Here is a 25,926-nt window from a genome sequence, read left to right as displayed (position 1 = left end):
AGGAGACCGCTGGAAGCGGTCGTCTCGAAGGACGAGGCGCTTGCTCAGGCCGCCACCAAGACGCGATAGCCCTACCGCGCGAGCAGAGAGAAGAAAAACGGCGCGACAGCGCGCCCGGTGAAAACCAGGCGCGCTTCGTTCAGCCGATTAGTAGCCCATTACTCCGCGTACTTGAACTCGGGCATGTTCTTCAGCTCGTCCTTGCTCGCATTGAACACGGCGTGGTCCGGATACCACTTCGACGCGGACGATGTCGTGGTCGCCGCAGGCTTGTCAGTGCCGGTCGCAGCGCCCGTTGTCGTGCTTGCGGGGGGCTTGGCGCCCGGGTTCGTGCCGGCGCCGGTATAGGCCACGGCCTCGTTGACGAATTTTAGCTTCTCATAGGGCACGGCGACGAGATGCTCGCCCATGCCGAGGAAGCCGCCGACGCCGATCACGGCGATCTTGATGTCGCCGTTCTTGTCCATCAGGAGCTCGTTGATCGAGCCGATGTTCTCGTTGGCTTCATTGTAGACCTTCAGGCCCGACATCTTCGAGGCGCGCCACTGGCCCGACGCGGACGTGCTTGTCGTTGTCGTGGTGGCCGCAGTCGGCGCCTTGTCGGTGGTGGTGGCAGGCGGCGTTTGTGCGAACGCGGCGGTCGCAAGCAGTGCAGTGCCGGCGAGGCCGGCGACGATCGATTTCGTCAGCATGTTGTCCTCTCCTTCAACAAAAAACTCGTGTGGAGAAAACATCGCCATTCACGTGCAGTTCCTTACGCGCGGCAATTTCGTCGCGCGATGTGCGCAACGATATCGCGAATGTTCCTGCGTCACCCAGGAACATATTGCGGCGCACCGTTCCCCGCCGACGATCATGCGCCCTGGGTGAAGCACGATCGCGGCGGGGAACGCGCCGACCCGCATCGCTCGGGGTCAGCTCTTGTAGTCGATCAGGAGCGCGGAGAAATTCGAGCTGCTCGATGAGCTGCCGCTGGCGCCGTAGGACGAGCTCGACGATTGCGACTGCTGCAGCGCCTGCAGGAACTGCTGGAGGATCTCGGCCGTGGTCTGGTCCGTCGAGCTGCTGCTGGTCGCGTCCGTCGACGATGAATCCGAGGAGCTGTCGTCCGGCGGCGGGCCGGGCGGCGGTCCACCGGCACCGCCGGGACCGTTCGCGAAGGCGGACTGGAAGACGTTCTTCAACTCCTCGGCCTGGTCCGAGGTCAGCGTCCCGTTCGACACCTCGCTGGAAATGAGATCGTCGATCTTCGACTGCATGTCCTCCTTGGAGGGACGCGTGCCGCTCGACTGGTCGCTCGCCCGGCTCTGCTGGAGCGCGGTATCGATGTCGGTCAGCGCCGTCGAGAGCGCGGACTGGTCCGACGACGAGATCGTGCCGGCGGAAACTTCCGATTGCAATTCCTGCTGCAGCCGCTGCAAGGGCGACTGGTAGCTACCGGCGGATGCCGCCGAAATCGAAGTCATGATGGCTCCGTGGGTTTTGCGGGGTTTCTTGCGTGACCGCGCCACGGTATGGTTAACGGCCTTAACGAGACCTTGCCGCTTCCCTGCCCGGGCGTGTCCCCGTGTTGCGGATAGGCCTGCGGAAACAATCTGAAACAAAAATCTTCGCCATTTGGCCCGAATCTTGGACAAACAAAGCGCATGGCCATTCCCAATCCCAACATCCTGGTCGTCGAGGACGACCGCGAAACCCGGACGTTGATTGCGAAGTACCTGCGCAACAACGCCTGCAACGTCACCGCCGTGAGCGACGGCCGCGAGATGTCGCGCGCCATGGCCGACCACCGCGTCGACCTCATCATCCTCGACGTCATGCTGCCGGGCGAGGACGGCCTCAGCCTGTGCCGCAAGGTGCGCTCCGAGGCGCAGACGCCGATCATCATGCTGACGGCGCGCGGCGAGGACGTCGACCGCATCGTCGGCCTCGAGATGGGCGCGGACGACTATCTGCCGAAACCGTTCAACCCGCGCGAGCTGCTCGCCCGCATCAACGCGGTGCTGCGCCGCCAGGCGGCCGCGCAGGCGGCAAGCTCGATCGAAGGCGCGAGCACGCTCGCCTTCGAGGGCTGGCGCATCGATTTGCGCCTGCGCGAGCTGCGCAATCCCGAAGGCGCGCGCGTCGCGGTGACCAGCGCCGAGTTCGATCTGCTCCGGACGTTCTGCGAACGGCCCGGCCGCGTGCTGTCGCGCGACAGCCTGCTCGACCTCACGCAGGGCCGCAACACCGGCTCGTTCGAACGCTCCATCGACGTGCTGGTCAGCCGCATCCGCCGCAAGATCGAGCCCAATCCGGCCGATCCCACCATCATCAAGACGGTGCGCTCCGGCGGCTATCTGTTCACGCCCAGAACTGAAGCGGTTGCGGCCCCCCTGAGCAGCTAGAGGGGCGCCGACGATGAAGCCGTTCGGGTTCTTCCACCTCAAGGGTATCGGCGGGCAGATCGCCGCACTGGTGCTGGCTTCGACCGTCGCGCTTCATCTCGTCGTCACCACCGCCTTCCTGATCAGCCGACCGGACCGCCCGGACACGCCGCCGGACGGCGCCCATCAATTGACCGATGCCGCGCTGCTGCTCGGCTCGGCCGACGCCAGCGAGCGGCCGCGCCTCATCGCCGATCTCACGCGCGCCTTCCCCAAGCTCGGCATCGAAATGCTCGCGCCCGGCAACGCAAGCGTCGAGGAGAGCGACAATCAGCACCTGCACGGCATGCGCCGGCATCTCGGGCGCGGCTACAAGGCGGTACAGCTCGCCCCTGACGGCACCGCGCGGCGCGTCGGCGTCGAATTGCCCGACGGCACCGTCATCGCCGGCCGTGTCGAAGGCGGACCGCGGCCCTGGTTCTGGGGAGCCCCGTGGTTGATGACGCTGATGACCGCCTTCATCTGCGTCACCGTGCTCGGCCTGTGGGCGGCGCGCGCGCTGGCTGCGCCGCTGTCCTCCTTCGCCAGGGCCGCCGAGAATTTCAGCCTGGACGGCGAGGCGGATCCGCTGCCCGAGCGCGGGCCGGAAGAGATCCGCTCGGTGGCGCGCGCGCTCAATCGCATGCATGAGCGGATCGCGCGGCTGATGTCGGATCGCACCCGGATGCTGGCCGCGATCAGCCATGATCTGCGCACGCCGATCACGCGGCTGCGCCTGCGCGCCGAGTTCATCGAGGACGAGGGCAACCGCAAGCGCATGCTGATGGACCTCGACCAGATGCGCTCGATGCTGGAATCCGTGCTGTCGCTCTTGCGCAACGACCGCAAGATCGAGTCGGTGACCCTGGTCGATATCGCCAGCACGCTGCAGCTCGTCGCCGACCAGTTCGGCGACATGGGCCATGTCGTGCACTATGAAGGACCCGTATCGGCCACCGCCACCGCGCGGCCCGACGATCTGCATCGCGGCGTCACCAATCTGGTCGAGAACGCGGTGCGCTTCGGCGCCGAGGTCACGATCCGCCTCGACATATCGGGCACCAAGCTCGTCATCGACGTCGAGGATGACGGCCCCGGCATTTCGGATGCGCGCAAGCTGGAGATGCTGGAGCCGTTCGTGCGCGGCGACGACGCGCGCACCATGGACGAGTCCACAGGCTTCGGCCTCGGCCTGTCGATCGCGCGCGCGATCGCGATCGCCCATGGCGGCGAGCTGTCGCTGCACGACCGCGAGCCGCACGGCCTGATCGTGCGGATGCAATTGCCGATATGGCAGGAGCCGCGGCTGGCGGCTTAGCGCATGATCCGGACCCGAAGGGCCGCGTCAGCGCAAAGTGTGTAGCGGTTTTCCGAAGAGATCATGCGCCCTTAAGCCAGCAAGTCAGGCCGCAAGCGGCGGATGCTGGATCGCGTGCTCATGGAAGATCGCCACCGCCTCGAAGCGGTAGCCGCACGCTTGGCACTTCCAGAGATAGGAAACGCGGCCTTCGCCCGGCTCGATCCAGTCCGGGAACGGGATCGGCGTGCCACATTGTGCGCACGGGTTCTGCATGGGGATGTCGCCGATGTCTGCTCGGGTCATGGACGTCCTCCCAAATGCTGGTTTTGAATCGCACTTTTTGGGCGAAGGCGCGAATGGACAGACCTGCTGTCGTGCAAAGCGCTCCACCAGCTCCAAACTTAACCCAGGTTTAAGTCGTAAAAGCGACGGCCCGGCGAAAATCGCCGCTGGTGGCATTTCGCCACATCATCGCCGTGTTCCCACGGCCTAACGCGCAAGGGTGCAGGTCCGTTCTGCCGAGGAATATTTCGATGAAAATTTTGCATATTGCCGTGCTTGCTGCGGCAGGGCTGATGATGTCGCACGCCGCATTCGCGGGCGAAGCCGAATATGCCGAGATGGTTGCAGCGCATGCCCGCGCCAACGGCGTGCCGGAGGCGCTGGTGCATCGTGTCATCATGCGCGAAAGCCGCTATCAGCCCGGCCTCGTCGGCCGTGGCGGCACCATCGGGCTGATGCAGATCAAGCTCGCGACCGCTCGCGGGGTCGGCTACACCGGCGATGCCGCCGGCCTGCGCGATCCCAACACCAATCTCACCTACGCGGTGAAATACCTCGCCGGCGCCTATCGCGCCGCCAATGGCGACCACGCACGAGCTGTGCGTTATTTCGCGGGCGGCTATTACTACGTTGCAAAGCGGCAGCGGCAGGAGATGGTGCAGCAGGCCAGCAACGAGACGAGCTCCCAGGCTTGGCTGGAGCCGAACGGCAATCCGCAGCCGATGTTCGGCAACATTCCGCACAAAAAGCTCGCGCAAGGCTTCCGCAATGCGCGGGCGCAGGCGCCAAAGTAGCTCTCGTCTCCCGGGCGCGCTGCAGCGCGCAACGCTGCTGCGCTGAACCGGGACCCAGCGCTCCACGCAAAAATGGGCCCCGGCTCTGCGACGCCTCACGCCGCCAAGGGGCGGCGCGCTGCATCGCGTCCGGGGCACGGTCGGGTTCCCGGCAACACGCGTTGACCACCCCGTCCCGCTGGCATACATTAGACCCGTTCCGAGGGGTGCTCCGAGGAGGAGCTGAGATACCGCTAAATGGGCAATACCGCCCAGGACCGCGGTGACCCTTTGAACCTGATCCGGGTCATGCCGGCGAAGGGACAGGGATGTTGCAGACGACCAAGCGGCCGGATTCCCCGGTATCCATTATCGGCGCAGGCATTGCCGGCGCCTGGCAAGCCCTGCTGTTCGCGCAGGCCGGCCACACCGTGACGCTACACGAACGCGGTGACGCCGGAATGACCGACTCCACCAGCCACTGGGCCGGCGGCATGCTGGCGCCCTATTGCGAGGCCGAAGTCGCCGAACCCATCATCTCCAGGCTGGGCCTGCGCTCCCTCGACATCTGGCGGCGCGAGCTGCCCGACACCCCCTTCAACGGCTCGCTCGTCGTCGCCCATCCGCGCGAGCGCAACGATTTCGAGCGCTTTGCCCGCATGACCGAAGGCCACCGCCGGCTCGATGCCGCGGGCCTCGCCGAGCTCGAGCCGTCGCTGGAGGGACGTTTTCGCGATGCGCTGTTCTTCCCGACCGAGGGCCATGTCGAGCCGCGCCGCGTGCTGCCAAAGCTGCACGAGCGCATCAAAGCCGCCGGCGGCACCATCAAGTTCGATAGCGACGTCACTGCCAAAGATCTCGCAAACCTTAATTCTAAAGGCATCGTGATCGACTGCCGCGGTCTTTCCGCGCGCGAGGAGCACCCCGAGCTGCGCGGCGTCAAGGGCGAGATGATCCTGATCGAGACCAGCGAGGTGCAGCTTTCGCGCCCCGTGCGGCTGATCCATCCGCGCTGGCCGCTCTACGTGATCCCGCGCGAGCAGAACCTGTTCATGCTGGGCGCGACCTCGATCGAGGCCGAGGATACCGGCGTCAGCGTCCGCTCGGCGCTGGAGCTCTTGGGCGCAGCCTATGCGGTGCATCCCGCTTTCGGCGAAGCCCGCATCGTCGAATTCGGCTCGGGGCTCCGTCCCGCTTTTCCCGACAATTTGCCGCGCATCGGCATCCGCGGCGAGACCATCGCCGTCAACGGGCTCTACCGCCACGGCTTCCTGATCGCGCCGGCACTTGCCGAGCTGACGCTTGCCTATGTCCAGCGCGGCCAGATCGACAATGAGGTGATGCAATGCGGGTGATCGTCAACGGCGAAGACCGCGAGGTGGCTTCAGCCAGCGTCGACGCGCTGCTGAGCGAGCTCGACTACGAAGGCACCCATTTCGCCATCGCGCTGAACTACGACGTCGTGCCGAAAAGCCGCTGGGCCGAGACGAGCCTGAAAGCCGGCGACGAGATCGAGATCATCACGCCGCGGCAGGGAGGGTGATGGAGATGCGGGCACGCTCCCTCCACGAGTCGTCCCGGCCTAGTGCGCAATTTGCGCACGGGGGGCCGGGACCCATAAACACGACCGGTTGTTGGCGGAAAGAACAACGCCCAGTGTGCCTCGCCGAGAGGACACGGCGTATGGGTCCCGGCCTTCGCCGGGACGACGGCGTTGATTGAGGAAACACCGACATGGTGACCTTCTACGGCAAATCCTTCGCCTCCCGCCTCCTCATCGGCAGCGCGCTCTATCCGTCGCCGGCGATCATGCAGGCGGCGATCCGCGCCTCCGGCTCGAACATCGTCACGGTGTCGCTGCGCCGCGAATCCGCCGGCGGCAAGACCGGGGACGCGTTCTGGAATCTGATCCGCGAGCTCGACGTGACAGTGCTGCCGAACACCGCCGGCTGCCGCACCGTGCGCGAGGCGGTGACCACCGCCAAGCTCGCGCGCGAATTGTTCGGCACCTCCTGGATCAAGCTGGAGGTCATCGCCGACAACGACACGCTGCAGCCCGACGTCGTCGGCCTCGTCGAAGCAGCAAGCATCCTGATCAAGGACGGCTTTGAGGTGTTCCCCTATTGCACGGAAGACCTCTCGGTCGCCAATCGCCTGGTCGACGCGGGCTGCAAGGTGGTGATGCCGTGGGCAGCTCCCATCGGCAGCGCGAAAGGCATCACCAACCGCGATGCGCTCAAGCTCCTGCGCGAGCGCCTGCCCGACATCACGCTGGTGGTCGACGCCGGCATCGGCGCGCCCTCCCACGCCGCGCAGGCGCTGGAGCTCGGCTATGACGCCGTGCTGCTCAACACCGCCATTGCAAAAGCCGCCGATCCCGTCGCGATGGCCAACGCGTTCCGCCTCGGCTGTGATGCCGGCCGCACCGCCTACGAAGCCGGGCTGATGAACGCCCGCGACTTCGCCTCCCCCTCCACCCCTGTCGTTGGGACTCCGTTCTGGCATGCCGTATCCTGATCGCTTCTATCCCGTCGTCGACAGCCTCAAATGGGTCGAGCGGCTGACCAAGCTCGGCGTCGGCACCATCCAGCTGCGCGCCAAGGAGCTCAACGATGCCGACGCGCTGCAGATCGTCACCGACGCGCTGGCGATTACCAAGGACACGCAAGCCAAGCTGGTCGTGAACGACTACTGGCGCGCGGCGATCGTCGCCGGCGCAAAATACCTGCATCTCGGCCAGGAGGATCTGGCGGATGCCGACCTCAAGGCGATCCGCGAGGCGGGCCTGCTCTTCGGCATCTCCACCCATGACGACGACGAGCTTGCGACTGCGCTCGCGGCCAAGCCCGACTACGTCGCGCTCGGCCCGATCTTCTTCACCACCTTGAAGTCGATGCGCTTCGAGCCGCAAGGCATTCCAAAGATCACGGAATGGAAGAAGCGCGTGGGCACCATCCCGCTGGTCGCGATCGGCGGCATCAAGTTCGAGCACGCCGCGGAGATCTTTGCCGCGGGCGCCGATTCCATCGCCGTCGTCAGCGACGTCACCCAGAACGCCGACCCGGACGCACGCGTGCGGCAGTGGCTCGGCCAGTCAGCGGAGGCTGCATGATGCAGGTCCGCCCCTATTCGACCCGTCACCCTGAGGTGGCCGCTTCTTCAGCGGCCCTCGAAGGGCGACGGCCCGGCTCGTTCATCCTTCGAGGCTCGCCCTGCGGTGCACTGCACCGCACGGCGCGCACCTTCAGCGACGAGCGCTTCGCGCTCGCGCGGAGATGACGAGAGCAACAGCACACATACGAATTAACCGGAGGATCCCATGAACATCCGCTCCAACCCCGAAAAAACCGTCCCCGCCGTCACCACCGGCCCGCTGCCCTCCTCGCGCAAGATCTTCGCGACGCCCGACGCAGCACCGGACATCCGCGTGCCCTTGCGCGAGATCATTCTCTCCGAAGGCGCCGGCGAGCCGAACCTGCCGGTCTACGACACCTCGGGCCCCTACACCGATCCGTCCGTCACCATCGACGTCAACGCCGGCCTTGCCCGCAGCCGCAAGCAGTGGGTGCTGGAGCGTGGCGGCGTCGAGGAATATGAGGGCCGGCAGATCAAGCCGGAGGACAATGGCAGCGTCTCCACCGACAAGGCCGCGCGCGCCTTCTCGGCCTATCACAAGCCGCTGCGCGGCCTCGACGGCCACAAGATCACCCAGCTCGAATTCGCCCGCGCCGGCATCGTCACCAAGGAGATGATCTACGTCGCCGCGCGCGAAAACCTCGGTCGCAAGCAGCAGCTCGAGCGCGCGGAAGCAGCCCTCGCCGACGGCGAGAGCTTCGGCGCCTCTGTGCCCGCCTTCATCACCCCGGAGTTCGTGCGGGACGAGATCGCGCGCGGCCGCGCCATCATCCCCTCCAACATCAACCACTCCGAGCTCGAGCCGATGATCATCGGCCGCAACTTCCTCACCAAGATCAACGCCAATATCGGCAACTCGGCGGTGACCTCCTCGGTCGAGGAAGAGGTCGAGAAGATGGTGTGGGCGATCCGCTGGGGCGCCGACACCGTGATGGACCTCTCCACCGGCCGCAACATCCACACCACGCGTGAGTGGATTTTGCGCAACTCGCCGGTGCCGATCGGCACCGTTCCCATTTATCAGGCGCTGGAGAAGTGCAACGGCGATCCGGTGGCGCTCACCTGGGAGCTCTACAAGGACACGCTGATCGAGCAGTGCGAGCAGGGCGTCGACTATTTCACCATCCACGCCGGCGTGCGCCTGCAATACATCCACCTCACCGCCAACCGCGTCACCGGCATCGTCTCGCGCGGCGGCTCGATCATGGCGAAGTGGTGCCTGGCACATCACAAGGAAAGCTTCCTCTACACGCATTTCGACGAGATCTGCGACCTCATGCGCAAGTATGACGTCTCGTTCTCGCTCGGCGACGGCCTGCGTCCCGGCTCGATCGCGGACGCCAACGACCGCGCGCAGTTCGCGGAGCTGGAGACGCTCGGCGAGCTGACGAAGATCGCGTGGGACAAGGGCTGCCAGGTCATGATCGAGGGCCCCGGCCACGTGCCGATGCACAAGATCAAGATCAACATGGACAAGCAGCTCAAGGAATGCGGCGAGGCGCCGTTCTACACCCTTGGACCGCTGACCACCGACATCGCGCCAGGCTATGACCACATCACGTCGGGCATCGGCGCTGCCATGATCGGCTGGTTCGGCTGCGCCATGCTCTGCTACGTCACGCCGAAGGAGCATCTCGGCCTGCCTGATCGTAACGACGTCAAGACCGGCGTCATCACCTACAAGATCGCGGCCCACGCCTCCGATCTCGCCAAGGGCCACCCCGCCGCGCAACTGCGCGACGACGCCCTCTCCCGCGCGAGGTTCGAATTCCGCTGGACCGACCAGTTCAACCTCGGCCTCGATCCGGACACCGCAAAGAGCTTCCACGACGAGACCCTGCCGAAGGAAGCCCACAAGGTCGCGCATTTCTGCTCGATGTGCGGCCCAAAATTCTGCTCGATGAAGATCACGCAGGACGTGCGGGACTACGCGGCGACGCTGAACGATCCGAACTCAGTGGGGATGTCGATCAGCGGCACCGCCGAGGACGGCATGGCGAAGATGAGCGCGAAGTTCAAGGAGATGGGGAGCAGCGTGTATCTCGATGCGGAGAAGGTGAAGGAGAGCAATCGGGTGTTGTGAGAGGGCTACCCCGCGCTTCCATAACCGCATCCTGGGACGATGTAAGAGGCCGGGCGAAAGCCTGGCCTCTTTTAATTTGGCCCGGCGTCGATCAAACAAGATGCTAGAAGACATGCGGCCGGTGATTAGCATTGGTTAGCTTCGGACTTATAAGGCGCGCCGATCTTGGTACTCTTGCTCTGTGAGGTCCTCCGGATCTCGATCTCCAATTGCAAGTGACCAACTCGTTCTCTGGGTAACCGGGTCATTTTTGCGACCGCCGAGGAACCACCAGGATCTGAATTCCGGATTATCGTAGATGGATAGCACGTCGCCATTTTCAAACATGAGATCGAGCTGATCCTTACTGACAATCCTCGTTTCGACGATTTTCGTTCGTAGAATGCGATCAACATTCAAGGATTTTTGGTTGCCATAGATCTCGTAAGAGAAATTGACCGCACCATCGGAGGATCGGAACGAGAAACGGTCCGCGACATTCAACAAGGCATGCTCGTCCTCAAACCAGAACATGATGTGATACTTGTCGATCATCACCTGATAGAGTTCCCATCCTATGATGGGACCAAAATCAAAGCGTTCGCTAAATCCAATTGCCATTTCTATCGTCTTCCCGTTTTAGCGCCGGTACGCAAAGCTGGATAAGCGTAGCGAGGTCTGGTGTCTTTGTCGTCACGCATATCGCTCCGCTCATGCGGGCTACAGCCGCGGTCAATTGATGTGCCCCAGCCCACTCTCCACCGCCTCCCCGACCAGCTCCTTCCCAACCTCCGCCTCGTCTTCGTCGGCACCGCCGCCTCGACACGCTCGGCCGCGCTCGGGCACTACTACGCCCATCCCGGAAACCGCTTCTGGCGCGCGATCCATGAGGCCGGGATCACGCCGCGGCGCTATCAGCCGGGCGAGTTCGCTAGCCTGATCGAGCTCGGGATCGGCTTCACCGATCTGTCCAAGACGGGCGCCGGGATGGATCACCAGATCGCGACGGAGACGATCGACGTGCCCGGCTTCAGGGCGAAGATGGAAAAGTATCGGCCGCGGACGATTGCGTTCACGAGCAAGAAGGCGGCGAGCTTGTATTACGGCAGGCCGTCAGCTGCGATTGCGCTGGGGCGGCAGGCGCGCGATGGAAGCTGGCCGGAGACTTTTGTGCTGCCCTCGCCGTCTGGTGCTGCGTCGGGGAGTTGGACGCTGGAGCCGTGGCGGGAGCTTGCGGCGTGGATTGCTGCGTAGGTGGGTTGGCGCTGGCGCCGCAAACTCAGTCGTCGTCCTGGCGAAAGCCAGGACCCATTACCCCAGGGAGAGGTTTGGCGAAGACTCGTGGTCCGGTACTGCGACCAATCGCAATCGATAGATCACGCGGTATGGGTCCTGGCTCCCGTGCGCAATTGCGCACTAGGCCAGGACGACACGGTGGGTGTGGCTCGCGATCTTGCTCAAACACGAAGCCTCGTAGGGTGGGCAAAGGCGCGTCAGCGCCGTGCCCACGATTTCTTCGCGAGTCGCGGCAGTGCGTGGGCACGGCGCACGAAGAGCGCGCCTTTGCCCACCCTACGGCACCGTCTCCTCACCCCGCATACGCCTTGTCCAGCTCCGCGATCACGATCTTCCGCATCCCCATCATCGCCTGCATGACGCGGTTCGCCTTGGTGCGGTCGGGGTCGCCGAGGTAGCGGCCGAGCGCCGTCGGGATCACCTGCCAGGACAGGCCAAACTTGTCCTTGAGCCAGCCGCACCTCGATTCCTCGCCGCCGTCGGCGGTGAGCGCTTTCCAGAAATAGTCGACCTCCTCCTGCGTCTCGACGCTGATGAAGAACGACACCGCCTCGTTGAAGCGGTATTGCGGCCCGCCATTGAGCGCGTGGAAGCGCTGGCCCTCGAGCTCGAACACCGCCATGAAGTCGCTGACGGTCTCGACTTTTGCATTGGGAAACACCGATTTATAGAACGCAACGGCCTCGGGGACGTTGTTGTCGAACCAGAGAAACGGCGTGATCGAGGTCATGGGCGGGATCCTTTCGGTTTGGGCTGGACGCTCGGCGCGGCCGCTGACCCCAGGACGAGAGAGCGCGCGGCATTCCGACAGGGGGACGCGCACTTTTTCCGCCCACCGGTGTCGTCCTGGCGAAAGCCAGGACCCATTACCCCAGGGAAAAGTTTGGCGAAGACTCGTGGTTCGGTACTTCAACCGTCCACACCCGATAGATTCCGCGGTATGGGTCCTGGCTTTCGCCAGGACGACACCGTGGATTGGGCAACAGCGCGCCGCCAAAACAAGACGTGCGTAGGCCGTCGGAATCCGCGCCCGCCATTCGTCCTCTGGACAAACCGCAACCACCCCGGAGCCCCCCATGCCCACCATCACCGCCTTCGAAAACTCCCCCGACCGCGGCCGCGGGCAGGCGCGTGACATGCGCCTTCGCTGGGCGCTGGAGGAGGTTGGCCAGCCCTATGACGTCCGCCTCGTGTCGTTCGCGGCGATGAAGCAGCCGGCGCATCTGGCGCTGCATCCGTTCGGGCAGATTCCGACCTATGAGGACGGCGATCTCGCCCTGTTCGAAACCGGCGCGATCGTGCTTCATATCGCCGAGCATCATGCCGGACTGCTGCCGACGGACGCGAACGCCAGAAGCCGCGCGATCGCGTGGCTGTTCGCCGCGCTGAACACGCTGGAGCCGCCGATCGTCGAGCTCGGCATGGCCATGCTGTTCGAGCGCGACAAGAGCTGGTACGCGGAGCGGCTGCCGGTCCTGCAGGATCGCGTCCGCATCAGGCTCGGCGAATTGTCCCGGCACATCAGTGGTGCCGACTGGCTCGACGGCGCGTTCAGCGCCGGCGATCTCATGATGGTGACGGTGCTGCGCCGGCTGAACACGTCGGGACTGCTGGACGAGTACCCCGATATCGCCGCCTATGTCGCCCGCGGCGAGGCGCGGCCGGGGTTTCGGCGCGCGTTCGATGCGCAATTGGCGGTGTTCACCGCCGCATCGCGTTCGTAGGGTGGGTTAGCTGCGCGGCTGCGCGAAGCGCAGGCCGCGTGGCGTAACCCACCGCTTCTGTCGCCGCGGATGCTGACGTGGTGGGTTACGCTAAGGGACTGCGCTTTGCACAGTCCCTTAGCTAACCCACCCTACGAGAGCTGTGCCGCGTGCTGCCCATTGCGTCCATCACGGCGCCCCTGCATTCTAGGCCTCGCCAAAGACAGAGGAGCCCGCCCATGCTGACCCTCTACTCCTACCCTGAACTCTTCGGCGTCGCCGACAACAACGGCTACGGCCTCAAGGTCTACGCCTTCCTGAAGGTTTCGGGCGTGCCGTTCGTGCCCGAGCACATCTTCGATGCTTCCGCCGCGCCGCGCGGGCAACTGCCTTATATCGTCGACGACGGCGAGACCATCGGCGACAGCGAGACCATCATCGCGCACGCGATCGCGAAATATCGCCTCGGCATCGATGCGGCGCTATCGCCTGCGCAGCGGCGGACCGACCATCTCGTCACACGCATGCTGGATGATCTCTACTGGGTGATGTCGTATTCGCGCTGGAAGGACGAGCGCTTCTATCCCGCGTTCCGCGACGGTTTTATCGCGCAGCATCCGCAAGTGAGTGCGGAGGGGTTCGAGAAGGCGAAGGCGTACAACGCGCAGCGCTATCATTACCAGGGCATCGGCCGCTACACGCCCGAGCAGGCCTACGCGCGGGGCCTTGCCGATCTGCAGGTGCTGGCGGAGATCGTGCCGGCCGCGGGCTTCGTCCATGGCGCCGCGCCGACCAGCCTCGATGCCGGCATCTACGGCTTCGTCGCCAACATCTATTATTTTCCGATCCCGACGCCGCTGAAGGCCTTCGTCAACGCGCACGCAAACCTCGTCGCGCATTGCGACCGGGTGCATGCGATGGTGAACGCGTAGTCCCGTAGGGTGGGCAAAGCGAAGCGTGCCCACCACATTCGTCGCCGCGATCACAAACCTCATCCTGAGGAGGCTGCGAAGCAGCCGTCTCGAAGGATGGCCGCGGGTGACATTTGGGCCTGCATGGTTCGAGACGGCGCTTCGCGCCTCCTCACCATGAGGGTTTCACTCTGCGACCGCTGAGAGATGGTGGGCACGGCGCTACGCGCCTTTGCCCACCCTACAGCACCGTCTTCTACCGCATCGTGATCGCGAGCCCGCTCAGATCCGCATTCGCCATCAGGCCGACCTGCGTGCCGGTCAGCTCCAGCACCGCGCCCTTCTGGTTGGTGAGCACGATGGCGCGGGCGCCGCGGCCGACCGCGAGGCCCGCACCGGCCGCTCCGTAGACGCCAGCGACGTCGGAGGGACGGTTGATGTTGGAGACGCGGCCGCGCAGCACGGTCTTGGAGCCGCCGAACACGAGGCCGTAGTCGAGCCCGCCGGTCGAGAGCGCATAGGAGCGGCCGCGGAAGTTCAGCACGCCGCTCCCGCCGGAGCCGCCGATGATCCAGCCCGCCTTGTAGATCGTCAGCACCACGGTGCCGCCGTCGGCCAGCGCCGAGGTCGAAAGGCCGGCGAGCGCGGCAATGGCGACCAGCGCGGCGCGAAGGGTGCTAGCGATCTTCATGGAGTGTCTCCGGGGGCTATTTTTCAAGGAGGAACGCGAATCAGACGAGCTGAATCTATCCGATCGATCGCGGCGGCAACATGATTGGCGGACGCGAGGCGCGAGGTGCAGCAGCCCATTCAGCTGTCATCGCCCGGCTTGACCGGGCGATCCAGTATTCCAGAGACGGTCATGATTGAACCGAGAAGCCGCGGCGTACTGGATGCCCCGCCTTCGCGGGGCATGACGGCGGAGTTTGGGGCCGCAGCACAGGCCAACCGCATCATGCCATTCTGCCCCTGTTTTGCCCGACGGCGCAAACAAAATATTTCGCCTTTCCAGAAATCAGAAAAGTCCAATGATTTCGGCCCGATCTCTACTGTGCATGGGGTTGTTTTCGCACTTTTTGTTTTTGCCCCCTCCCATGCCGATTGCAACTCCCCCGCATCCCGCTACGCTCCTGCTCCCGACACGAACCCTGCGAGGTGATGCCATGTCGATCCAGCATTTCGCGGCCCCGCCGCACGTCAAGGCGCCGCCGCTGTCCTTTGCGACACGCGTCGGCGACTTGCTGTTCGTCTCAGGCATTCCCGGCTTCGACGCCCATGGCGCGCTGCCTGATGGCTTCGAGGCGCAGTTCGCCAATGTCGTCGTCAACATCAAGCGCGTGCTGGACGAGGCCGGCGCGACCTTGCGCGACCTCGCCAAGGTCAACGTGCTCTTGACCCGCGCCTCGGACGTTGCCGCCATGAACGCGCTCTATGCCGGCGCCTTCGGCCCGCCGCCCTACCCCGCGCGCACCACATGCGTGGTACATGCGCTGCCCGATCCGAGGATGCTGATCGAGATCGAGGCGGTCGCGTCGCTTTCGAAGTGAACCGCGGTTCGGCACGTGTGGCTTGCCGGGCACGCAGCCGAACCAAGTGCCCTGCATCGCCTGACATGTCCGTGAAAACGGCGGCTCCCCGGCTTGCAAAGGACCGGCTTTTACCGCACGAATTTTCGCGTCACACTTCCCCCACAAGGAGATATTTCATGCGTCGCGTTCTCGCCCTCTGTGCCGCTGCCGGCATCGCTAGTTCCATGTTCGCCGTGCCCGCATCCGCAGCGCCCGGCTATTACGTGATCCGCTGGGACAACACCGGCATCTGCCAGGTCTGGAACGAGGACCTGAAGTACAAGCCGTTCGAGTGGGGCGTGTCGACCTACAAGGTCGTCAGCAAGCCGGTCCCGACCTTCCAGGCCGCTTCCGACCTCCAGATCAAGATGCGCGCCGAGCGCCGCTGCACGCTCTAGGCTTGACGCGACAGATCGGATTCAAAAGGGCGGGTCGCGCGAGCGGTCCGCCCTTCCTCTTTTTGGCGGAGCCCTCTTTTTCAGCCGAAAGCACGCATTTCCGGCGCCCGCTCTTTGAACCTCGTCAGCATGCGGAACTACTCACATCTTGTCCGGGGCGCAGGCCAAGAAGCGCCCCGCGCCACCCCTCCCCATCATTGTCGGGAGGCGCACCACATCTTTCATTTTGAGGAGCTGATCATGCGTCGTCTTTCCATGCTGTGCGCTGCTGCGGGTCTTGCCGTCACTGCCTTCGTCGCCGCGAGCCCTGCCGAAGCCAGCTATCATCTGATCCGCTGGCAGGACACCGGCTTCTGCCAGATCTGGGACGAGAGCATCCCGACCACGCCGTGGCCGGCCGGCTATCACCGCGCCAGCGCGACCGTGCCGACCTTCCTCGACGCACTCGTGGTGAAAGACAATGCGCTGAAGGCCGGCCACTGCACCTGGTAAGATTCGATCGGCGGACGACAAGGGTCGGGCAAGGATGCGATGCTAGCATCCTTGCCCGTTCGCGTTTCCATCCAGCGTTTCATTCAGCGTTTCTCTTTGATTCTGGCGGGATCAGTCGATGCGCACGCTCACCACGACGGCAGCCATCTTCGCCTTGTCGCTCGCATTCGTCTCCGCGGCGCCGGCGCAGGCGCCGCAATCCTTCCGCGTGATCTCGCCGATCTTCGGCCAGCTCGTCAGCTTCGCGATGCCGTCGAATTTCGCGGTGGTGTTCGAGAACACCAAAGGCGGCCACTACATCCGCGAAGCCGTCATCAAGGGCGAGACGCCCGAGCGGTGGACCCAGATGATCACGGTCACAGGCGAGAAGGGCATGACGCTGACGCCGGATGCATCGCCGGAAAGCTTCGCGGGCACCATCGCCGGCGGCTTCAAATCGGCCTGCCCCGACAGCTTTGCGGCGCAGCCGCTCGGCGCCATGACGTTCGGCCGCTTCGAGGCGTTCGCCGCCGTGATCGGTTGCGGCCGCATCGACAGCGGCCCGACCCGGCACAGCGAAACCGCGCTGCTGATCACGCTGAAGGGGGCTACCGACTACTACACCATCCAATGGGCCGAGCGCGGCCCCGAGACCGACGAGCCGCCGGTCAGGGACGAGCGCTGGCAGGCACGCCTGAGCGATCTCAACCCGATCTATCTCTGCCCGATCGTATCAGGGGAAGCCCCGCCCTATCCGAGCTGCGTGAACAAGGGCTGAGTACTCAGACCTCGTAGGACCTCCTACCCGTGGTCAAGAGGTAGACGTCCTTGATGGGCGAGCATAGCGCCGTGCTCGCCGCCGTCCAGGACGCTTCGCGCCGGCGTTGCCGGTGCCGACGGCCTCCTGGACAGCGTCTGCGCGCGGCGCTGTGGCGATCGGCAGGTCGGGACGAAGGAATGGTCACACCGGCCGAACAAAGGAATGAGGCTCAGGCTTTAGTGGAGGTCCTTGCGCTATAGTCCGCCTCGTATGGGGTGTGTCGCTTGAGCGTCGTGCACAAGGCAAAGAGCAAGCGATCCCCTACAGTGCGCAGAGCACGCGCGTGGCCATGTCCTCGCTGTCGCAAGGCATCATAGCGTCGCCTGCTGGCCTCATCGTGTTGGATGGCGACCCGCGACCAGTGATGGACGGCGCTCTGTAGCCGCCTGTTGCAGGCGAGGCGACGGATCACGAAGCGTTGCTTGCCGCTTTGCCGCGTCACCGGCGCGGCCCCTGCCAAGGCGCGCAGAGCATGATAATCTCGCCTGCGCAGAGGCTCTGCGGCCTCGGCGAGCAGTGTGGCGAGATGGATCCTGCCGATTCCTGGCCAGGAGCGAAGGATCGTCACGTCGCACTGCTCCGAGCTCTGCCCCGAGGCCTTCTCCTCGCCTTCGATTGCGACGCACAGACGGTCCAGGTTCTGATGCGCCTCCTTGATCTGCTGATTGACCAGGTGCAGTCGTGCCGCCAAGCTGCGGATGTGTGCGCAGGCGGCCTCGGTGGTGCCGGGTGCCACGAACAGCAGCGGGGCCTCGCGTAAAGTTTCAAGCACCCCCGCCGCATCAAGGCGGCGGATGCGATGGGCTTTCAGAACGCGTGCAATTGCCTTCTCGCTGGCCTTGGCCGCACGGGCCGGCGTCGGCACCATCTGCCAAAGCGCCAGGAACCATTCGTCAGCGACATCGTCGGTCAGCTTGGTGGCCTGCGGATAATATCGCCACAACTGCTTGCGCAGCCGGTTGGCAAGACGTGTGCGCTCCTGCTGCAGTTCGTCGGCCAAGCGCGACCACTCGCGCAGCTCGATCATCGTGGGATCGTCGACCACAAGCCGACGGAACGCCGCGCGATCCGTGCGGAGCGAAGCTCCGAGCACATGGGCATCGCGGCGGTCATCCTTGGCACCAGCCACCGTGAAGCGATCACGGAAGCGGTCAAGCTGCTTGGGATTGATCGCGAACACCGCAAACCCGTGTTCGAGCAACACCTCCACCACCGGGCCGTGCGGCATCTCGATCGCCACGGCGATCTGCCCCGGTGCGGCGTTGGTCTTCTGCAGCAGCCAGTCGCGCAACTCCGTCAGGCCCGCACCCTCATGGGCGAACTCGCAGTGAGCAACCTGTCTTCCTTCGGTATCCAGCAGGCAAACGCTATGGCTCTGCGTTGCCCAATCGATCCCGACGAACCAGCGTACATCTTCGAGCATTGTTGGGACCTCCTTGCTCTCAAAAAGCGGGCCACCGCGATCCTGATCGATCCCTGTACTGGCGCTCTCGGCGCGAACCTCCTACTGGATCTCGACCGCGGCCGCTCTGCCGGGGCGCGGCTCCTACGTCGGTGTTCAAGACACAGGTGGGCAAGGCTGCTCCCGGCGGATCGGCCCGTGTTCCAGTCTACACCTTCGACTGGATGCGAACCCCAAAAGGGTACAGGGTGGGCAAAGCGCAAGCGTGCCCACCATTCCATCCATCACGAAGAGCGGTGGGCACGGCGCTTTGCGCCTTTGCCCACCCTACGAGATCCCGCTCGATCTCCTACACGTCCTTGTGCGCGCCGGGGTGGATGAGGACGTCGCGCGCGGCGGCGAGGTCGATGAAGGCTTGCGCGGTGCCGCCGTGGTCGGGATGCATGCCCTTGGCGGCACGGCGGTAGGCCTGGTTGATGTCGTCGCAGGTGAGCTGCACCGCGAGCGGCAGGCCCAGCATCTTGCGGGCGCGATCCTCGCTGGAGAGCTTCTTCGGCATCGCGTTGCGGCGGCCGAAGCGCGGCGCGGCGAGATCATGGACGACCTCGAGCACCACAGCGAGGCGGCGCTGGGCCGCCAGCGTGACGCTGTGATCGTCATTGACCAGGGCCTGGCGCAGCACCGGAAGCGCCTGCTCGGCAGCCTGCCGCAGCGTGTCATCCGTGCTCATCCGCGCGATCTCGGCCACGACCCGGCCAGCCTCGGCCCAGTCGGCCGGCTGTCCCGACCGCAGGCGCTCGAGAGCGAGTTTCCAGGATTCAAGCCGTTCCATCATGCGCGCAACGTTTAGCAATGAAGATCAGTATGCCAAGGCCGCCGTTTCCGACCCCTTAATTTCGGGTTAGCCTTTCATGAAACTTAGAAACGAAATCGGGAGGAAAATGTCATGGCATTGCTTGCAAACCACATCGCCGTCGTCACGGGCGCCGGTTCCGGCATCGGCCGCGCGATCGCGGCCGGCTACGCGCGCGAGGGCGCGCAAGTGGTGCTGCTCGACGTCAACGCCGACACGGTCGCGGAGGCCGCGCAGGAGATCCGCAAGGCCGGCGGCAAGGCCGAGAGCTTCGCGCTCGACGTGACCAGACGTGACGATTGCTTTGCGCTGGCAAAACAGGTCGCGGGCAAGGTCGGACAGGTCTCGATCCTCGTCAACAATGCCGGCATCACCCGCCGCAACGCCTTCACGGCGGAGACGGAGACAGTTGCGAAGGACTGGAACGACATCATCTCGCTCAACCTCAACGGCGTCTTCAACATGACGCAGGCCTTCCTCGCGCCCTTGCGCGCGAGCAAAGGCCGTATCGTCAATATCGGCTCGATCCAGTCCTTCGTGCATCTGCGCACGCCGAGCTCGGCGGCGTATACGACTTCGAAACACGGCGTGCTCGGCTTCACCAAGGCGCTCGCGGTCGAGCTCGGCAAGGAGGGCGTGCGCGTCAACGCGATCGGGCCGGGCTTCATCGAGACCAACATCAACGCCCACGTGCGTGCGACCAATCCGGCGCTGGTGCAGGCCTTCGTCGATCACACGCCGCTGGCGCGCACCGGCAAGGCGGAGGACATCGTGGGCCCCGCGATCTTCCTTGCCTCGGATATGTCAGCCTACGTCACGGGTACGATCGTGATGGTGGATGGCGGGTATCGTACGGTGTGAGGAGCGGCCCTTTGTCATCACATGCGGTGTCATCGTCTGCGAAGGCGGACGATCCAGTATTCCAGAGGCCGTAGCGGGATACGGAGAGGCCGCGGCGTACTGGATGCCCCGCCGGAGCCTGTCATCGGGCTCGCCGAAGGCGAGACCCGGTGGCAGGGCATGACAGCGAATCTGCCGCGCGAGATAGGTCCGCATCACCATGCATCTTCTGCCAAACGCGGCCGCTTCGCGGCATTCCCAAGGTCATCTGGTGCGATCGCCCGCAATTAACTTTTCATTAACCAAACCCGCCCACCGTGGTTCTACGGCCTGGGGGTCGTTTGTTCTCGATCCGCTTCCAGCGAAGGAAGCGGGCGTTGATCGGGGGTGTGTTGATGACCACTGTTTATGTCGCGGCGCCGCAGGACGCACAATTCCTCGCTCCTAACCAGATCGTTCCACTGCTGATCGGTGCAACCGTCGACGAGGTCGAGCGCGAGCTCGTACTCCAGACGCTCGCCCGCTGCGACGGCAACCGCACGCGCGCATCGCGCGTGCTCGGCCTGTCGGTACGCACGCTGCGCAACAAGATCAGGCTCTATGCCGCCTCCGGCATCGAGGTGCCGACCTGTCAGGAGTAGTGTGCAACTGCGTGCGGACGATCAATCCGCCTGCGTGGCCGTGCCGCCAGACAAGCGGCGCAGCCCGCGCCGCGCACACATGCCAACCAGCATCGCAAGTGCGATGACGGCGACCGCCGCCGTCATCAGCTCGATGGCGCGAAGAACGAAAGCCGTCATGACAGCCCATGACGGCTGCGGCTCCTCGGCGAAGGCAATCGGCACGATGTCAGGCACCAGCAGTTGGGCGATGACGATGGCCGCGGCAAGGATCGCAGCGGACAGGCAGAACATTTTCCATGCTGCGCGCATCGATCGCTCCTCGCGATGATCATGGCCCTGCCCAACTCAATGACACGTCGTGCCGCCCCGTCGATTGATGTTGATCAAGCGCGGCACGATGCGCCCGCGGAATTGCTGCTGTCGTCAAACGCCGCTAAGTAGCTTGCTTCCGGTCAAGGGAGCATTGGTGTGGCAGACGATCAGGGACGGCAGGGACCTCCGGGTCCGCGTGGGCGGCAGGGCGAACCGGGACGGTCGGGACCGCAGGGTCATCCGGGCAAGCGGGGACCGGACGGCGCGCGCGGCAAGCCGGGGCCGCAGGGTAAGCCGGGACCGGTCGGAAAGGCAGGCCCCCTGGGCAAGGCCGGCCCGCAGGGCAAGCCGGGCGACGCCGGTCCGCGTGGAACTGTCGGAGCGCAGGGGCCAGTCGGACCGCAAGGCCCGCGCGGCGAACAAGGTCCGCCCGGCCAGCTGCCGTCGATCGAACAGCTGCTGCCGTGGCTCGACCAGCTCTTCGACGCCTGGGACGAGCGCCGCCGCCAGCGCGAGCGTGAAGCCGCCGAGCGCGCGGCGCTTGAGGCGGCCGTGCAGGAGGCCGGTGACCCGATCGCCGATGACGAGGGCGACGACAGCGAAGCCGACGATCACAAGAAAAAGAAGAAAAAGAAGAAGCACGGCTATAAGGGCTAGCGGCGTGCTGGGGACGCAGCGCTGCGCGCCCGGGACACGTGCCAATCAAGATGGCCGGGAGGAATCATCCCGGCGCGGCAGCATGCCCATGCGCTCGAACTGCCAGCGCATGGCGCGATACCAGAGATAGCCGACCGCGGCGCCGCACAGGGCCAGGATCACGACGGTCGCGCTCGAGAACGAGCCGCTCCACCACATCATCCAGGCGGTCCACAGCAACGTGAAGGCGATGGCACCTGCTTTGAGGTGAAGAAGGGGGCGGCTCATGGTCGTGCTCCGGGCTGTCGAAACCCCGGCAGGCATCATTGCAAGTCGAGGCGACGCGCACCGTGAGCCAGATCACGGAACGGGTCCCTCGAGCCGCTACCCGAACCGCAACCGCGAACGCTCCTTCGCCTTCTCCGCCTCGACCTCGCGGTCGCGCGCCGGGGCATGGGTGTGCAGCGAGATCAGGAGCTTTCGCGCGGCTTCCGAGACCTCTGCCACGGCGTGATCGAAGGCGGCCTCATTGGCCTGCGACGGCTTGTTGAAGCCGGACAGTTTGCGCACGAACTGCAAGGCCGAGGCATGGATCTCCTCCTCCGTCGCCGGCGGCTCGAAGTTGAACAGCGTCTTGATGTTGCGGCACATGCAGCGTCTCTCCGGGGTTCCCATAAGGACGATCGGCGGAGGCGAAATCCTACATCCTTCGGCGCACTTCTGCTAAGTTCCACCGCAAGGCGGCCAACGACCATGAGCCGCACCGGGAGAGAGACATGAAAGCTTCTTGCGCGGCGCTGGCAGGCGTTCTGCTGTCCTTTTCGACGTGGGCGATGGCCGCTGATTATCCGGCCCCTAAACAGGGCGACTGGATCGCCAGGGATTTCAAGTTCCACACCGGCGAAACCATGCCGGAGCTGAAGCTGCACTACACCACCGTCGGCGAGCCGACCGGCCAGCCCGTGCTGGTGCTGCACGGAACGGGCGGCTCCGGCGCGAGCATGCTGACGCCCTCCTTTGCCGGCGAGCTGTTCGGCGCGGGGCAGCCGCTCGATGCGTCCAAATATTACATCATCATTCCCGACGCGATCGGCCACGGCAAATCCTCAAAACCGTCCGACGGCATGAAGACGAGCTTTCCGAAATACGATTACGACGACATGGTCGAGGCGCAGTATCGCCTGGTGACAGAAGGGCTCGGCGTCAAACATCTGCGGCTCGTCATCGGCAATTCGATGGGCGGCATGCACACCTGGCTGTGGGGCGAGAAATATCCGAAGGCGATGGACGCGCTGATCCCGATGGCCTCGCAGCCGACCGAGATGGCATCGCGCAACTGGATGCTGCGGCGGATCATGCTCGACACCATCCGCAACGATCCCGACTACAACGGCGGCAACTACGCCAGCCAGCCGCGCATGATGAAATACGCCATCACCGCCTACGGCATTGCCAGCATCGGCGGTACGCTCGCCTATCAGCAACAGGCGCCGACCGCAGCGAAGGCCGACAAGATCGTCGACGACCGGCTGGCGACGCCGATCACGGCGGATGCCAACGACTTCGTCTATCAGTGGGAATCTTCGCACGACTACAATGCGAGCGAGAAGCTCGAAGCCATCGAAGCCTCGCTGCTGCTGATCAATTCAGCCGACGATGAGCGCAACCCGCCCGAGACCGGCATCACGGACGCTGCGATGAAGCGGGTCAAGAACGGCCGCCTCTATTTGATCCCCGCCAGCACCGAGACGCGCGGCCACGGCACCACCAGCAATGCAAAGTTCTACAGCGAGCAGGTCAGGCAATTGCTGCAAACCGCGCCGCAACGGACGATGTAGAACGGCGGAGCGCAGATCCCCATATCGCAATGCATCATGTGCGGCGCCTCGGCGCCGCATATAATTTGAGCATGCAATGCGCCAGCAGCTCAGGCTTAATCGCGTCAACGATACGAATCGACGCGCGGAACAGTCGCGCGCCAACGAACGATGCGCGAGGAGGAAGATCGCATGCACAGGCTCGTGCTGTGCGTCTGGCTGGCCGCGACGACCGCGCTGACGAGCGCCGCGTTCGCGTTCGACAACGGGCAATATGACCACGTCCCGCCCGACATCCGCGCCTGGTTCAAGAGCGTGATCGCGCCAAGCGGCGTGCCCTGTTGCGACATTTCCGACGGCCATCGCACCGAATATGACGTACGCGGCGGCACCTATTGGGTGCCGATCGAGGGGCAGTGGATGGAGGTGCCCGAGCGCGCCATCATCCGCGATCAGGGCAATCCGGTCGGTCAGGCCGTGGTCTGGTACGTCCACCATCGCGGCGCCATCATCATCAGCTGCTTCGTGCCTGCGGACGCGGTGTAGGCCACTAAGCCTTCAGGTTTCGCTTGGGCGAGGCCTCGACAAATTCGATGTCATCGCCGAATTCGTCGAGCGCGGCGCGAACGGACTTGGCGTCGGCCTCGGCGACGGTGAAGATCGCAGCGAGGGTTTGCCGCTTCTGTCCCGGAAACAGGCTCCGGGCGGTGTAGCCGGCCTCGCCGAGCGTCTTGATGATCATGCGTCGCCGACGCTGATCGACACGATCGCGGAATTTGAACTGCACGGACATGCCGAAAACCTAGCGGTTCGCGGCGCCCGATCAAGGTCACGGAAAACCTATTTTCGCCGCTTCCGCGGCGGTTTCGCGCGACCGAGCGCAGCGGCAATATCGAGGAGGCCCGCGCCGTATTGCGGAGTGAAATCCCGCCCCCGCATCGCCGGCAATTTGATCGCCGTCGCGATCAGGCGCCTGGCAACCGCAAGCCCGGCCGCTCTGGATTTGGGCTTGTTGACATAGACGAGTGCAGCGGCACCCGTCACATGCGGCGTTGCCATCGACGTCCCGGGCCAGGAATCGTAGCTCGAATGATCGGCGAAGCTCGCCTTCACCCGGGGCACTGTCGACAGGATGTTGACGCCAGGAGCGACCAGCTTGATGTGCTTCCCCGTATTGGAGAACGAGGCACGCCGATGAGACTCGTCGACGGCGCCAACTCCGATCGTGTCCGCGTAGCCCGCGGGATACTCCTTCGGATTGCCGGTCTCGAACTCGTTGCCCATCGCGGTCGAGATGACGACACCGGCACCGATCAGTTCGGCGAAGATCGCCGCCTCCGCCTTCGAATGGTCCTCGCCGCCAATGCTGAGATTGATGACCTTGATGTTGGAATCGAGCGCGGCGGCGAGCGCCTTGCTGTAGAACTCGAAGTTGAAGTTTTCGTCGTCGCCCGCGCGTTTGGGATCGTCGAAGACCTTCCAGCAGTGCAGCCGGCAATTGGCCACGCCTGCGAGACCGACCGAATTATTGACCACGGCCGCGATCGTGCCGCTGACATGCGTGCCATGGCCGAGAAAGTCACGCGCTCCGTTGCCGTCGTGCCGGTATTCCTCGATCGCTCCTGCAAGATCGGGATGTCCGGCGTCGACACCGCTGTCGAGCACAGCGACATGAACCCGCCCAGCACCCGGCCGCCGCCTGTCGAACCATCTGATGGCGCGAAGGCCCCACTGGCGAATCTTCATGGGATCGGCGGAGGCACTGAGCCACCGGTTGGGAACGGGCTCGACCAGATCCATCGCCTTCGATGCACTCAGGCGCTTCAGGACACCTGCATCTATCTTTTTGTCCTTCACCTGCACGATCTGATATCCGGCCAGCGCCTCTCGTGGTGCCGCCGTTGCGGAGCGCGCGATCGAGCGATGAACCGCATCCAGCCCCTGCGGCTGCGCCGGCGCCTCACCGCCTTCGACCACAAACAGCGGCTTCATCGACTGAAGCCCGAAATTGTCGCGCAGGAAATCGATCGGACCACGAACCTCATCGGGCATTGCAGCCGCGAGCGCGCGCGACGTGGCCACCTGAGGCGAGTCCGCCGCGATCTGCCGGACAACGGCCGGCTTCAACCGAACGATGAACTGTCCCGGGACATGCTTGCGACGGCGCGGCCGATCGCCCGCGACCCGCATTGCCTGCGTCAGGGCCATGATGAATTCCTTCCTTGAAAAGCGATAAAGTATGGTACTCGTTATAAGCGAAATCCCTGGTCTACGCCACCTGCGTAGCCAGATCACTCCCGTCCCCCGCTGGTGCGGTGC

The 25,926-nt window shown here is 64.6% G+C and carries 34 protein-coding genes and 1 riboswitch; of the genes, 21 read left to right on the top strand and 13 right to left on the bottom strand.

The features are described 5' to 3' along the window. Window positions 1-158 precede the first annotated feature (158 nt). Window positions 159-692: a PRC-barrel domain-containing protein gene (locus tag ACVJ19_RS18520; RefSeq protein WP_453950465.1), complete on the bottom strand. Its 534-nt coding sequence runs from the start codon at window positions 690-692 to the stop codon at window positions 159-161. Between the two features lie 222 nt (window positions 693-914). Further along, window positions 915-1,466: a hypothetical protein gene (locus tag ACVJ19_RS18515; protein ID WP_453950464.1), complete on the bottom strand. Its 552-nt coding sequence runs from the start codon at window positions 1,464-1,466 to the stop codon at window positions 915-917. Between the two features lie 180 nt (window positions 1,467-1,646). Between ACVJ19_RS18515 and ACVJ19_RS18510 the strand changes: the two genes are divergently transcribed. Both ACVJ19_RS18510 and ACVJ19_RS18505 read left to right on the top strand, forming a co-directional pair. After that, entirely contained in the window at window positions 1,647-2,387 is a 741-nt protein-coding gene (locus ACVJ19_RS18510; RefSeq protein ID WP_254122534.1) for a response regulator, read from the top strand. Between the two features lie 13 nt (window positions 2,388-2,400). Beyond that, a complete protein-coding gene (locus ACVJ19_RS18505; RefSeq protein ID WP_453950463.1) occupies window positions 2,401-3,723 on the top strand; it encodes an ATP-binding protein in 1,323 nt (440 codons plus the stop codon). Between the two features lie 84 nt (window positions 3,724-3,807). Here ACVJ19_RS18505 and ACVJ19_RS18500 read toward each other — a convergent pair whose 3' ends face one another. After that, window positions 3,808-4,008: a hypothetical protein gene (locus ACVJ19_RS18500; RefSeq protein WP_453950462.1), complete on the bottom strand. Its 201-nt coding sequence runs from the start codon at window positions 4,006-4,008 to the stop codon at window positions 3,808-3,810. Window positions 4,009-4,238: 230 nt separating this feature from the next. Here ACVJ19_RS18500 and ACVJ19_RS18495 point away from each other — a divergent pair, with 230 nt between their 5' ends. The 6 genes from ACVJ19_RS18495 (at window position 4,239) to thiC (ending at window position 9,978) form a co-directional block, all read left to right on the top strand. Beyond that, the gene (locus ACVJ19_RS18495) at window positions 4,239-4,781 is read left to right on the top strand and encodes a transglycosylase SLT domain-containing protein (RefSeq protein WP_453950461.1); all 543 of its coding nucleotides are present in this window, start codon (window positions 4,239-4,241) and stop codon (window positions 4,779-4,781) included. Between the two features lie 192 nt (window positions 4,782-4,973). Next, a riboswitch (TPP riboswitch) is annotated at window positions 4,974-5,102 on the top strand. Beyond that, window positions 5,090-6,115, top strand: coding sequence for an FAD-dependent oxidoreductase (locus tag ACVJ19_RS18490; protein ID WP_453950460.1), 1,026 nt, complete (start codon window positions 5,090-5,092; stop codon window positions 6,113-6,115). (Overlaps the previous riboswitch by 13 nt.) Next, entirely contained in the window at window positions 6,106-6,303 is a 198-nt protein-coding gene (thiS, locus tag ACVJ19_RS18485) for a sulfur carrier protein ThiS (RefSeq protein ID WP_453950459.1), read from the top strand. Before ACVJ19_RS18490 ends, thiS begins: the two co-directional genes overlap by 10 nt. Before the next feature lie 191 nt (window positions 6,304-6,494). Continuing rightward, a complete protein-coding gene (locus ACVJ19_RS18480) occupies window positions 6,495-7,277 on the top strand; it encodes a thiazole synthase (protein WP_453950458.1) in 783 nt (260 codons plus the stop codon). Further along, complete coding sequence (locus tag ACVJ19_RS18475; protein ID WP_453950457.1) at window positions 7,264-7,872, top strand: thiamine phosphate synthase; 609 nt, start codon at window positions 7,264-7,266, stop codon at window positions 7,870-7,872. Before ACVJ19_RS18480 ends, ACVJ19_RS18475 begins: the two co-directional genes overlap by 14 nt. 207 nt (window positions 7,873-8,079) lie before the next feature. Continuing rightward, a complete protein-coding gene (gene thiC / locus ACVJ19_RS18470; RefSeq protein WP_453950456.1) occupies window positions 8,080-9,978 on the top strand; it encodes a phosphomethylpyrimidine synthase ThiC in 1,899 nt (632 codons plus the stop codon). 147 nt (window positions 9,979-10,125) lie between these two features. Here the strand turns inward: thiC and ACVJ19_RS18465 are convergent, their stop codons facing one another. Beyond that, window positions 10,126-10,578: a hypothetical protein gene (locus tag ACVJ19_RS18465; RefSeq protein ID WP_453950455.1), complete on the bottom strand. Its 453-nt coding sequence runs from the start codon at window positions 10,576-10,578 to the stop codon at window positions 10,126-10,128. A 120-nt stretch (window positions 10,579-10,698) separates the two neighbouring features. On the opposite strand from ACVJ19_RS18465, the gene ACVJ19_RS18460 reads away from it, so the two are divergent. After that, entirely contained in the window at window positions 10,699-11,211 is a 513-nt protein-coding gene (locus ACVJ19_RS18460; protein WP_453950454.1) for a mismatch-specific DNA-glycosylase, read from the top strand. A gap of 334 nt (window positions 11,212-11,545) precedes the next feature. Here the strand turns inward: ACVJ19_RS18460 and ACVJ19_RS18455 are convergent, their stop codons facing one another. Continuing rightward, on the bottom strand, window positions 11,546-11,983 hold the full coding sequence (locus ACVJ19_RS18455) for a VOC family protein (RefSeq protein WP_453950453.1): 438 nt from the start codon (window positions 11,981-11,983) through the stop codon (window positions 11,546-11,548). Window positions 11,984-12,329: 346 nt separating this feature from the next. Here ACVJ19_RS18455 and ACVJ19_RS18450 point away from each other — a divergent pair, with 346 nt between their 5' ends. Both ACVJ19_RS18450 and ACVJ19_RS18445 read left to right on the top strand, forming a co-directional pair. Next, window positions 12,330-12,977 (top strand): glutathione S-transferase family protein, encoded by a 648-nt coding sequence (locus ACVJ19_RS18450; protein ID WP_453950452.1) that lies wholly within the window; start codon window positions 12,330-12,332, stop codon window positions 12,975-12,977. A gap of 218 nt (window positions 12,978-13,195) precedes the next feature. Then, on the top strand, window positions 13,196-13,888 hold the full coding sequence (locus ACVJ19_RS18445; RefSeq protein ID WP_453950451.1) for a glutathione S-transferase family protein: 693 nt from the start codon (window positions 13,196-13,198) through the stop codon (window positions 13,886-13,888). A gap of 235 nt (window positions 13,889-14,123) precedes the next feature. On the opposite strand, the gene ACVJ19_RS18440 is transcribed toward ACVJ19_RS18445, so the two are convergent. After that, window positions 14,124-14,558, bottom strand: coding sequence for a hypothetical protein (locus ACVJ19_RS18440; RefSeq protein ID WP_453950450.1), 435 nt, complete (start codon window positions 14,556-14,558; stop codon window positions 14,124-14,126). Between the two features lie 171 nt (window positions 14,559-14,729). On the opposite strand from ACVJ19_RS18440, the gene ACVJ19_RS18435 reads away from it, so the two are divergent. The 5 genes from ACVJ19_RS18435 (at window position 14,730) to ACVJ19_RS18415 (ending at window position 17,082) form a co-directional block, all read left to right on the top strand. Beyond that, window positions 14,730-15,026 carry a hypothetical protein gene (locus ACVJ19_RS18435; RefSeq protein ID WP_453950449.1) on the top strand — a complete coding sequence of 99 codons (297 nt, stop codon included), beginning with the start codon at window positions 14,730-14,732 and terminating at the stop codon, window positions 15,024-15,026. Between the two features lie 4 nt (window positions 15,027-15,030). Further along, entirely contained in the window at window positions 15,031-15,414 is a 384-nt protein-coding gene (locus ACVJ19_RS18430) for a RidA family protein (RefSeq protein WP_453950448.1), read from the top strand. A gap of 158 nt (window positions 15,415-15,572) precedes the next feature. After that, on the top strand, window positions 15,573-15,833 hold the full coding sequence (locus ACVJ19_RS18425; RefSeq protein ID WP_453950447.1) for a hypothetical protein: 261 nt from the start codon (window positions 15,573-15,575) through the stop codon (window positions 15,831-15,833). A 240-nt stretch (window positions 15,834-16,073) separates the two neighbouring features. Continuing rightward, window positions 16,074-16,325, top strand: a complete 252-nt coding sequence (locus ACVJ19_RS18420) for a hypothetical protein (RefSeq protein WP_453950446.1) — start codon at window positions 16,074-16,076, stop codon at window positions 16,323-16,325. A gap of 118 nt (window positions 16,326-16,443) precedes the next feature. Then, the gene (locus ACVJ19_RS18415; RefSeq protein WP_453950444.1) at window positions 16,444-17,082 is read left to right on the top strand and encodes a hypothetical protein; all 639 of its coding nucleotides are present in this window, start codon (window positions 16,444-16,446) and stop codon (window positions 17,080-17,082) included. A 211-nt stretch (window positions 17,083-17,293) separates the two neighbouring features. Here ACVJ19_RS18415 and ACVJ19_RS18410 read toward each other — a convergent pair whose 3' ends face one another. Continuing rightward, window positions 17,294-18,547: an IS110 family RNA-guided transposase gene (locus tag ACVJ19_RS18410; RefSeq protein WP_453949141.1), complete on the bottom strand. Its 1,254-nt coding sequence runs from the start codon at window positions 18,545-18,547 to the stop codon at window positions 17,294-17,296. A gap of 328 nt (window positions 18,548-18,875) precedes the next feature. Beyond that, window positions 18,876-19,361, bottom strand: a complete 486-nt coding sequence (locus ACVJ19_RS18405) for a J domain-containing protein (protein WP_453950443.1) — start codon at window positions 19,359-19,361, stop codon at window positions 18,876-18,878. 111 nt (window positions 19,362-19,472) lie between these two features. Between ACVJ19_RS18405 and ACVJ19_RS18400 the strand changes: the two genes are divergently transcribed. Together ACVJ19_RS18400 and ACVJ19_RS18395 are read left to right on the top strand one after the other, a co-directional pair. Then, complete coding sequence (locus ACVJ19_RS18400) at window positions 19,473-20,240, top strand: SDR family NAD(P)-dependent oxidoreductase (protein WP_453950442.1); 768 nt, start codon at window positions 19,473-19,475, stop codon at window positions 20,238-20,240. A gap of 374 nt (window positions 20,241-20,614) precedes the next feature. Continuing rightward, window positions 20,615-20,860: a helix-turn-helix domain-containing protein gene (locus tag ACVJ19_RS18395; protein WP_453950440.1), complete on the top strand. Its 246-nt coding sequence runs from the start codon at window positions 20,615-20,617 to the stop codon at window positions 20,858-20,860. 21 nt (window positions 20,861-20,881) lie between these two features. Here the strand turns inward: ACVJ19_RS18395 and ACVJ19_RS18390 are convergent, their stop codons facing one another. Next, window positions 20,882-21,151 carry a hypothetical protein gene (locus ACVJ19_RS18390; protein ID WP_453950439.1) on the bottom strand — a complete coding sequence of 90 codons (270 nt, stop codon included), beginning with the start codon at window positions 21,149-21,151 and terminating at the stop codon, window positions 20,882-20,884. A gap of 159 nt (window positions 21,152-21,310) precedes the next feature. On the opposite strand from ACVJ19_RS18390, the gene ACVJ19_RS18385 reads away from it, so the two are divergent. Next, window positions 21,311-21,811, top strand: a complete 501-nt coding sequence (locus ACVJ19_RS18385) for a collagen-like protein (protein WP_453950438.1) — start codon at window positions 21,311-21,313, stop codon at window positions 21,809-21,811. A 45-nt stretch (window positions 21,812-21,856) separates the two neighbouring features. On the opposite strand, the gene ACVJ19_RS18380 is transcribed toward ACVJ19_RS18385, so the two are convergent. Continuing rightward, the gene (locus ACVJ19_RS18380) at window positions 21,857-22,078 is read right to left on the bottom strand and encodes a hypothetical protein (RefSeq protein ID WP_453950437.1); all 222 of its coding nucleotides are present in this window, start codon (window positions 22,076-22,078) and stop codon (window positions 21,857-21,859) included. A 96-nt stretch (window positions 22,079-22,174) separates the two neighbouring features. Beyond that, window positions 22,175-22,441: a DUF2277 domain-containing protein gene (locus ACVJ19_RS18375; protein ID WP_453950436.1), complete on the bottom strand. Its 267-nt coding sequence runs from the start codon at window positions 22,439-22,441 to the stop codon at window positions 22,175-22,177. Window positions 22,442-22,566: 125 nt separating this feature from the next. Here ACVJ19_RS18375 and ACVJ19_RS18370 point away from each other — a divergent pair, with 125 nt between their 5' ends. Both ACVJ19_RS18370 and ACVJ19_RS18365 read left to right on the top strand, forming a co-directional pair. Continuing rightward, the gene (locus ACVJ19_RS18370) at window positions 22,567-23,628 is read left to right on the top strand and encodes an alpha/beta fold hydrolase (protein ID WP_453950434.1); all 1,062 of its coding nucleotides are present in this window, start codon (window positions 22,567-22,569) and stop codon (window positions 23,626-23,628) included. Window positions 23,629-23,799: 171 nt separating this feature from the next. Further along, on the top strand, window positions 23,800-24,153 hold the full coding sequence (locus ACVJ19_RS18365) for a hypothetical protein (RefSeq protein ID WP_453950433.1): 354 nt from the start codon (window positions 23,800-23,802) through the stop codon (window positions 24,151-24,153). A 4-nt stretch (window positions 24,154-24,157) separates the two neighbouring features. Here ACVJ19_RS18365 and ACVJ19_RS18360 read toward each other — a convergent pair whose 3' ends face one another. Together ACVJ19_RS18360 and ACVJ19_RS18355 are read right to left on the bottom strand one after the other, a co-directional pair. Continuing rightward, on the bottom strand, window positions 24,158-24,400 hold the full coding sequence (locus ACVJ19_RS18360) for a hypothetical protein (RefSeq protein ID WP_453950432.1): 243 nt from the start codon (window positions 24,398-24,400) through the stop codon (window positions 24,158-24,160). A gap of 47 nt (window positions 24,401-24,447) precedes the next feature. Further along, window positions 24,448-25,815: a S8 family peptidase gene (locus ACVJ19_RS18355; protein WP_453950431.1), complete on the bottom strand. Its 1,368-nt coding sequence runs from the start codon at window positions 25,813-25,815 to the stop codon at window positions 24,448-24,450. Window positions 25,816-25,926 lie beyond the last annotated feature (111 nt).

It is taken from the genome of Bradyrhizobium sp. USDA 376, from assembly GCF_054063675.1.
The sequence above is the reverse complement of the archived record's forward strand: the minus strand, read 5'-3'. Positions and strand labels throughout refer to the sequence as shown.